The sequence below is a fragment of the Flintibacter sp. P01028 genome (assembly GCF_041925235.1).
In the GTDB taxonomy this organism is placed as follows: domain Bacteria; phylum Bacillota; class Clostridia; order Oscillospirales; family Oscillospiraceae; genus Lawsonibacter; species Lawsonibacter aceti.
The window spans coordinates 349,008-362,320 of record NZ_JBHEVC010000002.1 but is presented as its reverse complement, the minus strand read 5'-3'; the positions used below and the strand labels follow the sequence as shown (position 1 = coordinate 362,320).

The following is a 13,313-nucleotide window of genomic DNA, read 5'->3' as shown; positions in this document are numbered from 1 at the left end:
GAGGCGAAAGCTATGAAACGAAATACCCGAGTATCAACGGCGGTGATACGCCGCCTGCCCAGATACTACCGACAGCTCTCAGAGCTTCAGGAGTCCGGCGTTGTCCGGATATCCTCCAATGCCTTAGGGAAATCTATGGGACTGACCGCTTCTCAAATCCGCCAAGATTTGTTCTGCTTCGGTGGTTTTGGGCAGCAGGGCTATGGATATAAGGTGGACAGCCTGAAAGAGGAGATCGGTGATATTTTGGGCATTAATCAGGGCCATACCATTGTGGTGCTGGGGACCGGCAACCTAGGCCGGGCTATCATAGAAAATTTTAAATTTTCCAGTAACGGCTTTCAGCTTTTGGCCGCTTTTGACGTAAATGAGCGGGTGGTGGGGACCAGAATCGCTGGGGTGCCTGTCTATCATGCGGATTCCCTGGAGGCCTTTTTGGGGGAAAACCAAGTGAGCGTAGGCCTGCTGACAGTGCCCATCGCCGCTGCCCAGGAGATGGGGGACCGGCTGGTGGCCGCCGGAGTTCGCGGCATCTGGAATTTTACAAACTATGAGATATCCTGTGTTCGGGATGATGTGGTGGTGGAATCGGTCCATTTTTCTGACAGCCTTTTGGCTCTGAGCTACATGATTACCCAGCGGGAGGATCGGGAGGAAGAGAAGAAGGGGGAGCCACAATGAGAAGGCCTGTGATCGGCCTGCTGTGCGGTGTGATGCTGCTGGGTATGCTGGCCTGCGGCGCTTATGCCCTTTCGGGGGGCGACAGCCTGATCAGCCTCAGCTATCTGACCGGGACTTTTGTGCCCAAGGCTGTGTCTACTGGAAACGAAGCTGCGGAAAAAGCCTTACAGGGCACTTACGAGGAGAGCAAAAAAGGCCTCGATAACCTGCATCAGGGCTATCTGGCGCAACTGGCCGGCGAAGAGAGCGGCGCATACAGCGCCACGCTCCAGGCCAGAGATTGGTCGGATGGCGATGAGATGACACTGACCACTGGGGCTGGAGTCATGTTGATGAACGGAGCCGCCTCCGTTTCTCACGACGGGGCTTTCATAGATGTGACAGACGGAATAGAGCTGGCCTCCGGGGCCCGCCTGACCTCCGGACACCGCTACCTGGTGGGAGAGAATACTGTGGCCAGTGTAACGGTCCTGTCCGGGGCGGCCCAGTTGGGGCTCCAGGGCGTCTATGCCCTGGAAGACGGCAGAGAGGATCCGACGCCCTTCTATGATGTATGCCAGACGGATTGGTACTACGCTCCCGTAGATTATGTGTACCGAAACACACTGTTTTCGGGGATGGACGAGCACCACTTTGGACCGAGTTCAGCTATGAACCGAGCTATGCTGATGACGGTGCTCTACCAGATGGCTGGAGCGCCGAAAGAGGAGCTGGAGCGCGCCAGTGTCACCTTTGCCGACGTGCCGGAGAGTGCCTGGTATGCCCCTTATGTGAAGTGGGGCGCGGAGCAGGGAATTACAGCTGGAACAGGAGCAGACACCTTCAGCCCGGAGCAGCAAGTGACCCGCCAGCAGGTGGCGGCGCTGCTGTACAGCTTCACCACGAGTTACCTTGGGCTGGAAGCGGCTGAGGGGGCCGACCTGTCCGGGTATCAGGACCTGGGGCAGGCCAGCGACTGGGCTCATAATGCCCTGTCCTGGGCTGTGGCGGAGGGAATCATCAGCAGTTCTTCTGCCGACAGCCTGACGCTCAGTCCACAAAAGAGCGCTAACCGGGCTGAAGTGGCCACGATGCTGCGTGCCTTCGCGGAAAAAATTATCTGACATAGGCAGAACCCATCCGCCCCCTCCGCATATGATGAGATTGAGAGCGGCAAACAGCCCCTCTCAGAACTTCATATCAGGAGGTACTTCAAATGGGGTGCTGCAATAACGGTTGGGGCGGCGGAGGCTGCCTGTGGATCATCATTCTGATCATCATCCTGTTCTGCTGCGGCGGCTGGGGCAATAGCTGTGGCTGCAACAATGGCTGTGGCTGTAACAATAACAACGGCTGCGGCTGTGGCTGCTGACCAGGCGATCCAGATTGATTGGGAGGCGCGGACCTGAGAGGGCCCGCGCCTCTTTTATGGTCAACGCGGACAAGCCTGTGCCTGGGGTGCGGCTATGGAAGAGAAGGAAATGCCGGTGGGGTGAAATCCTTTGGGAGAGGGGGAAGAATGCTCGGGAAACAGGTCGTTTTTTTCGAAATCAATCTTGCAATTTTTCCATAAAAGGTGTATGATAAAGCCCGCAAGCAGAACCGACGGACTTGTTTTACAGGAGAAACGGGGTCCGGCGGGTTTTGTCGTGCGTCCGCTGAACTCGGACGCCGCGGGGCATGGGTATGATAGAGGGGCGGGGTCCCCCAGTGGTTTCCAGTTCCTGTCAGGAGGGAAGAGGGGGACCGTATAAAATGCGTGTCCAGGCTCCACAGTTCCAGCGATTGCAGTATAGGGAGGTCGAAATCTGAATGAGTAAATTTCTCAAACGTTCCGCGCAAGGTGCGGGAGTCCCTCATGAAAAAAGGACTTCCAACCTTGAAACGGTAGTGATGCCGCTGCCGTCTAAGATCGTTCTGTCCATGGGACAGCACATTGGCGCTCCGGCTGCCCCCGCCGTGGCCAAGGGCGATCAGGTGTATGTAGGTACCGTGGTAGGCAAGGCCGGAGGCTTCGTGTCCAGCGACATCCACTCCGGCGTATCCGGCACCGTGGACAGCATCGTCACCATTACCGCTCCCAATGGCGCGGCCCAGACCGCCGTGGTCATCATTCCAGACGGGGAGCAGAAGGTGGACCCCGCCGTGGCGCCCCCGGTGGTGACAGACCTAAAGTCTTTCCAGGACGCCATCCGGGCCAGTGGCCTGGTTGGACTGGGCGGAGCCGGCTTCCCCACTGCGGTCAAGCTGGCGCCTAAGAATCTGGATGAGATCGACACTCTGGTGATCAATGGCGCTGAGTGTGAGCCGTACATCACTTCTGACAACCGCTGCCTGATCGAGGACACCCACTTCATCCTGGGCGGCATCAAGGCAGTCATGAAGTATCTGGACATCAAAAAGTGCGTCATCGGCATCGAGGGCAATAAGCCCCAGGCAATCGCCAAGATGAAGGATGCCATTGATATGCCCGGTGTCGAGGTCAAGGAGCTGCCCTGCCGCTATCCCCAGGGTGCTGAGAAAGTCCTGATTGAGAATTGCACCGGACGGGAAGTTCCCTTCCCCGGTCTGCCCTCTGACGTGGGGGTTATCGTCATGAACGTTACCTCTGTGGCCTTTGTGGGCAAGTATCTGGAGACCGGCATGCCTCTGGTCACCAAGCGCCTCACGGTGGACGGCGACATCGTCAAAGAGCCCAAGAACGTCGAGGTCATCATCGGCACTCCTGTCCAGGAGCTGCTGGATTTCTGCGGCGGCTTTACCGACGAGCCCGGCAAGGTGCTCTATGGTGGCCCTATGATGGGCAACTGCATCGCTGATCTGTCCCAGCCGGTCCTGAAAAACAACAACGCTGTTCTGGCCTTCTCCAAGAAGTGGGCCCACATCCCCAAGGCCACAAACTGCATCCACTGTGGCCGGTGTACCAACGCCTGCCCTCTGGGCCTGTCCGCCAAGGAGATCGTCCAGGCCTATAACGACGGCAACGTGGAACTGCTCCAGCAGCTCAACGCCGACCTGTGCATGAGCTGCGGCACTTGTTCCTTTGTCTGCCCCGCAAAGCGGCCTCTGGCACCCTCCATCGCCCTGGCCAAGATCATGATGAAGAATGGAGGTAAGAAGTGATGGCCAACAAACTGATCGTCACCGCCGCGCCCCATATCACCAGCGCGGACTCCACCCAGAAGATCATGCAGCGGGTCTGTATTGCCCTGGTGCCCACGCTGATCGCTTCTGTGTTTATTTTTGGAATTAATTCCCTTATCCTTACCGCTATCACCGTAGCCGCCTGTGTTTTCTTTGAGTGGGGCTACTGCAAGATGGTGGGCCGTGAGGTACCCATCGCTGATTTCTCCGCCGTCGTGACTGGCCTCCTGCTGGCCTTTAACCTGCCCGCCAGCCTGCCTTGGTGGATGGCTATCGTGGGTGCCTTTATCGCCATCGTTATCGTGAAGCAGCTCTTCGGCGGCATGGGCTACAACTTCGCCAATCCCGCCATTGTGGCCCGTATCGCTCTTGCGGTTGGCTTTGCCAGCCGTATGGCCAGCTACCCCAAGCCTGAGAATGGGATTGACGCTCTGGCCTCCGCTACTCCTCTGGCCGTTTTTGACCAGCTGGGCTCCAGTGAGTATGTGACTTTGCTGCTGGGCAATCACGGCGGCGTCCTGGGCGAGACCTGCGCCATCACGATTCTGATCGGCGGCATCTATCTAATCGCTACCAAGGTCATTAGCCCGGTCATCCCGGTTACTTATCTGGCCACTGTGGCCGTCCTGTCCCTGGTCGCTGGCCGGGACCCCATCGTGCAGCTGCTCTCTGGCGGCCTGATGCTGGGCGCCTTCTTTATGGCCACTGACTATGTCACTTCCCCTACCACCAACAAGGGCAAGATAATCTTCGGCCTGGGCCTGGGCATCATCACCTGCGCGATCCGCTTCCTGGGTACGATGAATGAGGGCGTGTCCTTCGCCATTCTGCTGATGAATCTGCTGGTCCCCTATATCGAGGTCAACACCCGTCAGGATAAGCTGGGTATCGCCAAGGTGAAAAAGGGAGGTGCCGCGAAATGAGCAACTGGAATCGCGTATTTAAGCCCATCGTGGTGCTGGTGGTCATCTGTATCATCGTCACCGGGGCTCTGGCCGCTACGAACAAGGTAACAAAGCCCATCATTGACGAGGCCATCCGTGTGGCACAGGAGCAGGCCAGGAAGGAGCTGCTGCCTGACGCGGATAACTTCACCAAGGTGGAGGGTGTCGCGGTGGAGAACGTGTCTGACATCTACACCGCGGATAATGGAGTGGGCACTGTGATTACTTGCTCTGCCAAGGGCTACGGTGGGACGGTCACTGTCATGGTGGCCTTCAATCCCGATGACACCATCAAGCAGATCAAGGTCACCGAAGCCGCCGAGACAAAGGGTATTGGCAGCAATGTGACGGAAAACAGCGAGTATCAGGCCAATTACAGCGGCCTGCCTGCCACTCAGGCCCTGGTCCTGGGGACCGATGTGGACGCCTATTCCGGCGCCACTATTTCCAGTCGTGCGGTGAACAACGCTGTGAACTCCGCCATCGACGCCTATAACCAGATTCCTTGAAAGGCGGTGAGTCAAGATGAGTAGTAATAATAAACTTCATATTTTAACCAACGGTTTTTTGAATGAGAACCCTGTTCTCCGGTTGGTCTTGGGTACCTGCCCCACTTTGGCCACCTCTACTATGGCCTCCAATGGCATCGGTATGGGTCTGGCGGCTACCTTTGTGCTGCTGTGCTCCAACGTGGTTATTTCCGCTCTGCGGAAGGTCATCCCTGACCAGGTCCGTATCCCCTGCTATATTACTGTTATCGCCGGTTTCGTGTCTGTGGTGCAGATGTTGGTCAAGGCATTCGTGCCCGATTTGGATAAGGCGCTGGGTGTGTATCTGCCCCTGATCGTGGTCAACTGCATCATCCTGGGTCGTGCCGAGATGTTCGCCTCCAAGAACGGCATCGTGGACTCCGCTCTGGACGGTATCGGCATGGGCATTGGCTTTACCATTACCCTGACTATCATGGGCTCTATCCGTGAGATCCTGGGTTCCGGTACTTGGATGGCCGGCTTGGGCAGCCTGATTCCCGCTCTGGGCGCCGATTTTGCCATCCAGGTGATCCCGGAGTCCATCGATACCTTCTCTCTGATGACCAGCGCTCCCGGCGGTTTCTTCGTCTTTGGTGTCATGATGGCCGCCGCCACCTGGCTGACCACCCGTCCTAAGAAGGCCGCCGCGCCCGCTCAGGTCGAGGAAGGGGGTAATGCGTAATGGAAATGGCTCTGAAATTGGCCAGCATCTTCTTTACCATGATCCTGGTTGACAACTACGTTCTTGCTAAGTTCCTGGGTATCTGCCCCTTCCTGGGCGTCTCCAAGAAGCTGGACAGCGCCGTAGGCATGTCCCTGGCCGTTACCTTCGTCATGGTGGTGGCCACTGCCGCCACTTGGCCTATCCAGATGCTCCTGCTGACCCCTGCCAGCGGGGCCTGGGACCTGGGTTATCTACAGACCATCGTGTTCATCCTGATCATCGCCATCTTGGTACAGCTGCTGGAGAACTTCCTGAAGAAGTTTGTTCCCGCTCTGTATAAGGCACTGGGCGTATATCTGCCCCTGATCACCACTAACTGCACCATCCTGGGCGTCACCATTTTGAACATCGACAACGGCTACAACTTCATTGAGTCCATCGTCTGCGCCGCCGGCGCCGGCATCGGCTTCCTGGTAGCTATGGTCTTGTTCTCCGGCGTCCGCCGCCGTGTGGAGCAGGCCGTGACTCCTGCCTGCTTTAAGGGCCTGCCCATCACTCTGGTGGCTGCTGCCATGACCTCCCTGTCCTTTATGGGCTTCGGCGGTATCGTGGAAGCCATCTTCCGTGTCTGATAGGAGGGGGAGAGTAATATGGATCCAATTATCCTTGCAATCATTGTCGTCACCGTGATCGGTTTGATCGGCGCGGTGATCCTGGTGGCCGCCTCTATCTTCATGTATGTCCCTGTGGACGAGCGTGTTGAAAAGATTACCGCCGTTTTAGCTGGCGCCAACTGTGGCGCTTGCGGCTGTGCCGGCTGTGCCGACTACGCCAAGAGCATCGTGGAGGACGGCAACGCCATCAATAAGTGTACCCCCGGCGGGGCGAAGTCCCTGGCCGCCATTGCGGAGATCATGGGTGTGGAGGCCAGCTCCGCCACTCCCATGAAAGCGGTGGTCGCCTGTTCCGGCACCTGTGAAAAGACCTCCAAACGCTACGAGTTCGAGGGCATCCACAGCTGCCAGGCCGTCAAGGGCCTCTATGGCGGCGATGGTATGTGTAAGTATGGCTGTCTGGGCTATGGGGACTGTACCCGTGCCTGCGCCTTTGACGCCATTCACATCGTGGACGGGATCGCTAAGGTGGACCGTGAGAAGTGTGTGGGCTGTGGCGCCTGTGCCGCTGTCTGCCCCAATGCGGTCATCTCTATCATCCCCGAGCATAAGCGTAAGCCCGTGGTCCTGTGCCAGAATAAGGATAAGGGCGCCGATACCCGGAAGGCCTGTACTGCCGGCTGTATCGGCTGCATGAAGTGTGCCAAGGCCTGCCCCAAGGAGGCTATCACTGTGGAGAACAACTTGGCACGCATCGACCAGGACAAGTGTATTGGCTGTCAGCTGTGTGTCAAGGAGTGTCCTGTGGGCGTCATCCATGTCCCGGCTGCCGAGTAATCATAAGAAAAGAGCCATCCCGTCCGGGATGGCTCTTTTTATAGGCTTCGGTCCTTTAACCAACTGGGCAGCGCCCTCGCTTTTACACTGGAAACAAGGCCCAGGGCGGCATACAGAGTGACAATGGAGGAACCGCCGTAGCTGATGAAGGGGAGCGTCAGTCCCATGACAGGCAGGACAAAGAGACACATTCCCACATTCAATATGATTTGGACCAGCAGCATCCCGGCGACACCGATACAGACATAGGCGTCAAAGGGAGAGCTGGCGTGGCGTCCCACCCAGAGGCACCGGAAGACCACGGCGCCTAAGATCAGCAGCAGGAGCAGACAGCCTGCCATCCCCAGTTCCTCACCGCACACAGCGAAGATGAAGTCGTTGTACCGCTCGGGGAGGGCATCGCTGTTGGAGGCGTGGGTCTGGATGCCCTGGAGATAGCCCTGACCGAAGAGTTGACCCGAACCAATGGCCAGGATAGAGCGGCTCTGTTGATAGCCCTTTCCTAACGGGTCCAGGTCGTGGTCCAAGACCACCCGGAAGCGCATAATCCGGTAGTCGGTCCATAGGCTGGTCTCGGGCAGGACAAAGAGCCACAGAATGACTACCGCGGCCAGCAGGCCACCGCCCACAAGGAGAAACCACCGCAATTTGACGCCTGAGGCCCAGGCCATAAACACGAAGATCATCATATAGATGACGCACATTCCCATATCTCCACAGACAACGGCAATCAATCCCAGCATAAATACTGTGTGACCGCCGATTTGGATGAGAGAGGGGAGGGAACTAATGTCGCGGCCTTCCTCTTGAATCTGGGTGATCTGTAGCGAGAGGAGAAGGATGAAGGGCAGCTTGACGATCTCGTTTGGCTGAATATCCACCGGAAAACCGGGGATAGACAGCCAGTTTACATTTCCCATTCCATGGTCTGTCCCGAGGGGAGTGAGGAGCAGGAGGATAAACAGGACATTGAAGGCCAACAGCAGCCGCCAGTTTTTTTCGGTGAACAGCCGGAAATCCACAAGGGTTAGCAGCATATAGGCCACCACGCCCAGAAAAATAGCAGCTGTCTGCACCAGCATGAACCGTATAAACCGGTCATTGTCCAGATATTGAGTAGCTGAGTAGATCAGCAGCAGACCGTATCCGCTGGCTAAAAGGGCGAAAAACAGGAGCATCCGGTCTCCCTTTTTAAAAAATTCTCGAATAGGGGAAAAGAGAAGGGACAATGCCTCACCTCCTGCCAAATAATGTGACAATATATTCTAGCACATTTTAGTGGAAACGCAAACCATATCATGGTATAATCTTTTTTGTATGTGAAAATTTTTTGTGAACAGGGAGAGGTAAGCAATGGCAGAGCAGTTCGTGTCCAATTCAGAGGAGGAAACCGAGGCCTTGGGCCGTCGGCTGGGCGAGATACTGGACCAGAGCACTGTGGTGGCGTTTACCGGTGACCTGGGCGCGGGAAAGACCGCGTTTATAAGAGGGCTGGCCAAAGGACTTGACATTCCGGACCGAGTGACCAGTCCTACCTTTACCATCGTAAACGAGTACGAGGGGGGGCGCCTTCCGTTGTTTCATTTTGATATGTACCGGTTGTCCTCTGCCGACGAGCTGTTCGACATCGGTTGGGAGGACTACCTGGCCCGAGGCGGCGTGTGTGCCGTGGAGTGGAGCGAGAATGTAAAAGAGGCTCTGGATCGTCACACCATATGGGTCGAGATCCGCCGGGGAGAGAGCCAGGACCAGCGTGTCATCCAGATCAAGGGGGTGGACCTTTGAATATCTTAGCGTTGGAATCCTCTGCCACGGCCTGTTCGGTGGCCCTGTGCAGAGATGGTGAGCTGGTGGCCCAGTCCTTCCAGAATAGCGGCCTCACCCACAGCAGAACGCTGCTGCCAATGGTACACGATCTGCTGAAGAACTGTGGAGAGAGTTTGGACAAGGTTGATGTGATCGCCGTAGCGGCCGGGCCTGGTTCATTCACGGGGCTTCGCATTGGGGTGGCTACGGCCAAAGGACTAGCCTGGGGCGAGGACAAGGACTGCGCTCCCTGCTCTACCCTGGAGTCTATGGCCTGGCCGCTGGCCCATATGGAGGGCGAGCTTATCGTCTGTGCCATGGATGCCCGGCGTAATCAGGTATACAACGCCCTATTTTTGGCGGAGGGAGACAAGCTGAGGCGGCTGTCTCCGGACCGGGCCATCTCCTTGGAGGAACTGGGAGAAGAACTGAAAAATTACAACAATTCGAAAATTGTCGTTGGAGATGGAGCCAAACTGTGCTATAATATCTTGACGGAAGCTGGTCTGACATTAAAATTGGCACCCCGGTATTTGAGAATGCAGTGCGCCTGGGGTGTGGCACGAGCGGCGGAGGAGTTAGCGGCTCAGGGCGCCCTGGTCAAGGGGCGGGAACTAGAGCCGGTATACCACCGACTTTCCCAAGCGGAACGGGAGCGTTTAGAGCGGGAACGTCAGACCAAAAAATAAAATGAAGGGGATCCTGCCAATGTTTAATGAGAAAGTACATATTCTAGACCACCCTCTGCTGCAGCACAAGGTAGCTATTCTCCGGGACGAAAATACCGGCGTTAAGGAGTTCAGAGAGATCGTATCCGAGATCGCGGCTCTGGAATGCTACGAGGCCACAAGAGACCTGCCCCTGGAGGACGTGGAGATCAAGACGCCCATCGCTACCGGCACCTTTAAGCAACTGGCCGGGAAGAAGCTGGCCATCGTGCCTATTCTGCGGGCCGGTCTTGGAATGGTGGATGGTATCCTGGATTTGATCCCCTCCGCCAAGGTGGGCCACATCGGCCTGTACCGTGACCCTGAAACCCATCAGCCTGTGGAGTATTACTGCAAGATGCCCTCTGACATCGCGGAGCGTGACGTGATCATTCTCGACCCCATGCTGGCTACCGGCGGCTCTGCCTCTGCGGCGATCACATTTATCAAGGGATACGGCTGTAAGCATATCAAGCTAATGAACATTATCGCGGCGCCCGAGGGTATTGCGGTCATTCAGAAGGATCACCCTGACGTGGAAATCTATGTGGCCGCGGTAGACGAGAAGCTAAATGACCACGCCTATATCGTGCCAGGACTGGGCGACGCCGGCGACCGTATTTTTGGAACAAAATAAAGATAGTCCGTTAGATTCAGAATGAATGGGGATAACGGATATTTAACGGCTGATAAACAAGGCTTGACCTTGCTAAATTGCCGGAAACAGTAAGATCAACAAAGGACGCAAGCGGTGTTTCCGTTTGCGTCCTTTTGTCCCTCTATAAAGACAGATGGAAAAGAAACTTTGGAGAGAGAAGCGCAATATATGATCCTTTTCGCCAAGAGATACCACGCTTTTTTCAAGGCCTGTCTTGTGTATTTGGTCCAGGTGTGCTAAAATAATCCATTAGTGTATAAAATGTCATAAGTATGTCTACTGACCAAATGAGGTGTTTGATATGAAGATCGTGGTACTGGCCGGCGGCCTGAGTCCGGAGCGGAACGTATCCCTGTCCTCCGGTTCCAAGGTGTGCCAGGCCCTGCGGGACCGGGGACATCAGGTGGCCCTGGTGGACCTGTTTTTTGGGTTGGAGGATTGGAGCGGCAGTGAGGAAGAGCTGTACTCAACCCCAATCCCGGAAAAATTCAAGAGGGTAGCTCGGCAGGCTCCTGACCTGAACCAGGTGCGGGCCAGCAGAAAGGATCAGGGCCCCTCCGCGATTGGCCGAGGTGTGCTGGAGCTATGCGCCCATGCGGATGTGGTCTATCTGGCCCTCCACGGGACCTGTGGCGAGGATGGTCGGATCCAGGCTGCTCTGGATCTGCTGGGAGTCCCCTATACCGGCTCCGGCTGTCTGGGCTCGGCTATTGCGATGGATAAGGATCTGACCAAGCGGCTGGTAGCCGATAGGGTAACCACGCCCAGTTGGAGGACCGTCACGGTCACGAAAGAGAATATTGGGGCACTGGTTGAGGAGACTTGCCTGCCTGTGGTGGTCAAACCCATCGCCAGCGGTTCCTCCATTGGCGTCTATATTGCCCATGACAGGGAAGAACTGGAGAAGGCGCTGTATGACAGCCTGAAACTGGGCGGCCGAACAGTTTTGGAACAGTACATTCAAGGCCGTGAGATCCAGGTGGCAGTATTGGATGGAAAGGCCCTGCCCTCCATTGAGATCATTCCCAAAGAAGGCTTTTACGACTATGAGAACAAATACCAGCCTGGTGCGGCAGAGGAGATCTGCCCCGCCCATATTCCAGAGGAGTGGGAGAAAAAAGTAGGAGAGGCGGCCCTGGCTGTGTTCCAGACTATCGGGCTGGCGGTATATGCTAGAGCCGATTTTATTGTCACGGAGGACGGTACTCCCTATTTTCTGGAGATCAATACACTTCCTGGCATGACGCCAACCAGTCTGGTCCCCCAGGAGGCGGCCGCTGTGGGGATCGATTATCCCTCATTGTGTGAGATCATTATCCAGAGATCTCTGGAAGCCAGAAAGGAAGGAATGTGATGGAAACCATCACTTTGGGCCAGCTGCTGGAGGCAGTGGGTGGAACGTTGCTGGGTGAATTTCAGGACCGGGAGGCCCTGATTCAACGTGTAGATACAGACAGCCGGAATATCCATGAGGGAGCCCTGTTTATCCCGCTGATCGGCGAGCGATTTGACGGGCACGCCTACATTAATGCCGCGCTGGAGGGAGGGGCAGTGGGCTGTATTACAGCCCGGGAACGAGAGAATTATCTGCCTGGAAAGTTCTATGTCAAGGTTTCCAATACCCAGAAGGCCCTGCGTGATCTGGCGGCATGGTACAAGGGAAGATTTGATATCCCATTTGTAGCCATTACCGGCAGTGTTGGCAAGACAACCGCAAAGGATATGGTGGCCGCTGTATTGGGTACAAAGTATAAGGTGCTGAAGACTGAAGGGAACTTCAACAACAATGTGGGACTGCCCCTTACCCTGTTGCGGCTCACCGGGGAGCATCAGATTTGTGTCCTGGAAATGGGCATGGACAAGGCCGGGGAGATTGACTATTTGGCAGAGATTGTCAAGCCGGACGTGGGAATCATCACCAATATCGGAGATGCCCACATTGAGCGCCTGGGCAGCCGGGAAAATATTTTTAAGGCAAAGTGTGAGCTTCTGCCTCATGTAAAGGGAAATGGTCTGCTGGTATTGAACGGAGATGATGAGCTGTTGTCCACTCTCCGGGGGCACACTACTGTGCCGGCGGTCTTTTACGGCAAAGAGGAGGGACTGGAATATCAGGCCCATATCACAGGAGGCGACAGCGTCAGCCATATTCTCTGTCGGCTGACCACGCCGGCTATGGACCGGGAAGTCCGCATCCCAGCACTGGGAGAACATATGATTTATCCCACGCTGGCCGCCACCGCTGTGGCAGAGCGATTTGGGCTGACTGCCGACGAAATCGAGCAGGGGCTGACCCAGTTTGTACCGACCCGCATGCGGATGAATGTCCTGCGCCGGGGGGAAGGAATTACCATTTTGGACGACACCTATAATGCCAATCCCCAGTCCATGCGGGCGGCTGTCAGCGTGCTGGCGGACAGTCTGGGGGAGTGGAAGGTGGCTGTGCTGGGTGATATGTTGGAGCTGGGCCCCTTTTCCCCCGCCCTCCACAGCGGTGTAGGCGAGTGTCTGGGCCGGGCTGGGATCCAATGCCTTGTGGCGGTGGGAGAGGAATCGGAGCATATTGCCCAGGGCGCCAGGGACTCTGGAGTTCCTCTGGTGTATCACTGCGCGGACAAAGAGGCGGCGAAAGTGGTGCTAGAGGAGCTGATCCGTCCCAACAGCGCCTTCCTGGTCAAAGCGTCCAGGGGGATGAAGCTGGAGGACCTGACAGCCTTCCTGTTGGAGCATACCAAAGAAGCGTAGCATA

At 56.3% G+C, this 13,313-nt stretch carries 15 protein-coding genes; 14 read left to right on the top strand and 1 reads right to left on the bottom strand.

Going from position 1 to position 13,313, the window contains the following annotated elements:
• Positions 1 to 12: 12 nt before the first annotated feature.
• From ACEVJK_RS06020 to ACEVJK_RS05980, 9 genes are all read left to right on the top strand, one after another.
• On the top strand, positions 13 to 681 hold the full coding sequence (locus ACEVJK_RS06020; protein WP_147571911.1) for a redox-sensing transcriptional repressor Rex: 669 nt from the start codon (positions 13 to 15) through the stop codon (positions 679 to 681).
• Positions 678 to 1,784, top strand: a complete 1,107-nt coding sequence (locus ACEVJK_RS06015) for an S-layer homology domain-containing protein (protein ID WP_186852630.1) — start codon at positions 678 to 680, stop codon at positions 1,782 to 1,784. Before ACEVJK_RS06020 ends, ACEVJK_RS06015 begins: the two co-directional genes overlap by 4 nt.
• A gap of 92 nt (positions 1,785 to 1,876) precedes the next feature.
• Positions 1,877 to 2,032, top strand: a complete 156-nt coding sequence (locus ACEVJK_RS06010; RefSeq protein WP_186852629.1) for a hypothetical protein — start codon at positions 1,877 to 1,879, stop codon at positions 2,030 to 2,032.
• A 440-nt stretch (positions 2,033 to 2,472) separates the two neighbouring features.
• A complete protein-coding gene (gene rsxC / locus ACEVJK_RS06005; protein ID WP_147571909.1) occupies positions 2,473 to 3,783 on the top strand; it encodes an electron transport complex subunit RsxC in 1,311 nt (436 codons plus the stop codon).
• On the top strand, positions 3,783 to 4,727 hold the full coding sequence (locus ACEVJK_RS06000) for an RnfABCDGE type electron transport complex subunit D (protein ID WP_147571908.1): 945 nt from the start codon (positions 3,783 to 3,785) through the stop codon (positions 4,725 to 4,727). The genes rsxC and ACEVJK_RS06000 overlap by 1 nt, the downstream gene beginning before the upstream one ends.
• On the top strand, positions 4,724 to 5,257 hold the full coding sequence (locus ACEVJK_RS05995) for an FMN-binding protein (protein WP_186852628.1): 534 nt from the start codon (positions 4,724 to 4,726) through the stop codon (positions 5,255 to 5,257). The genes ACEVJK_RS06000 and ACEVJK_RS05995 overlap by 4 nt, the downstream gene beginning before the upstream one ends.
• Positions 5,258 to 5,273: 16 nt before the next feature.
• Positions 5,274 to 5,960 carry an electron transport complex subunit RsxE gene (gene rsxE / locus ACEVJK_RS05990; protein WP_147571906.1) on the top strand — a complete coding sequence of 229 codons (687 nt, stop codon included), beginning with the start codon at positions 5,274 to 5,276 and terminating at the stop codon, positions 5,958 to 5,960.
• A gap of 5 nt (positions 5,961 to 5,965) precedes the next feature.
• Positions 5,966 to 6,574 (top strand): electron transport complex protein RnfA, encoded by a 609-nt coding sequence (locus tag ACEVJK_RS05985; RefSeq protein WP_262670290.1) that lies wholly within the window; start codon positions 5,966 to 5,968, stop codon positions 6,572 to 6,574.
• 18 nt (positions 6,575 to 6,592) lie between these two features.
• On the top strand, positions 6,593 to 7,393 hold the full coding sequence (locus ACEVJK_RS05980) for an RnfABCDGE type electron transport complex subunit B (protein ID WP_147571904.1): 801 nt from the start codon (positions 6,593 to 6,595) through the stop codon (positions 7,391 to 7,393).
• A gap of 38 nt (positions 7,394 to 7,431) precedes the next feature.
• On the opposite strand, the gene ACEVJK_RS05975 is transcribed toward ACEVJK_RS05980, so the two are convergent.
• Positions 7,432 to 8,622 (bottom strand): FtsW/RodA/SpoVE family cell cycle protein, encoded by a 1,191-nt coding sequence (locus ACEVJK_RS05975; protein ID WP_147571903.1) that lies wholly within the window; start codon positions 8,620 to 8,622, stop codon positions 7,432 to 7,434.
• Between the two features lie 124 nt (positions 8,623 to 8,746).
• Between ACEVJK_RS05975 and tsaE the strand changes: the two genes are divergently transcribed.
• The 5 genes from tsaE to murF all read left to right on the top strand — a co-directional run bounded on the left by tsaE (position 8,747) and on the right by murF (position 13,309).
• The gene (gene tsaE / locus ACEVJK_RS05970; protein WP_374740210.1) at positions 8,747 to 9,178 is read left to right on the top strand and encodes a tRNA (adenosine(37)-N6)-threonylcarbamoyltransferase complex ATPase subunit type 1 TsaE; all 432 of its coding nucleotides are present in this window, start codon (positions 8,747 to 8,749) and stop codon (positions 9,176 to 9,178) included.
• Entirely contained in the window at positions 9,175 to 9,888 is a 714-nt protein-coding gene (gene tsaB / locus ACEVJK_RS05965; protein ID WP_374740208.1) for a tRNA (adenosine(37)-N6)-threonylcarbamoyltransferase complex dimerization subunit type 1 TsaB, read from the top strand. The genes tsaE and tsaB overlap by 4 nt, the downstream gene beginning before the upstream one ends.
• Before the next feature lie 19 nt (positions 9,889 to 9,907).
• Positions 9,908 to 10,543, top strand: a complete 636-nt coding sequence (upp, locus tag ACEVJK_RS05960) for a uracil phosphoribosyltransferase (protein WP_186852625.1) — start codon at positions 9,908 to 9,910, stop codon at positions 10,541 to 10,543.
• 322 nt (positions 10,544 to 10,865) lie between these two features.
• The gene (locus ACEVJK_RS05955; protein ID WP_374740207.1) at positions 10,866 to 11,918 is read left to right on the top strand and encodes a D-alanine--D-alanine ligase; all 1,053 of its coding nucleotides are present in this window, start codon (positions 10,866 to 10,868) and stop codon (positions 11,916 to 11,918) included.
• Entirely contained in the window at positions 11,918 to 13,309 is a 1,392-nt protein-coding gene (murF, locus tag ACEVJK_RS05950) for a UDP-N-acetylmuramoyl-tripeptide--D-alanyl-D-alanine ligase (RefSeq protein WP_374740206.1), read from the top strand. The genes ACEVJK_RS05955 and murF overlap by 1 nt, the downstream gene beginning before the upstream one ends.
• Positions 13,310 to 13,313 lie beyond the last annotated feature (4 nt).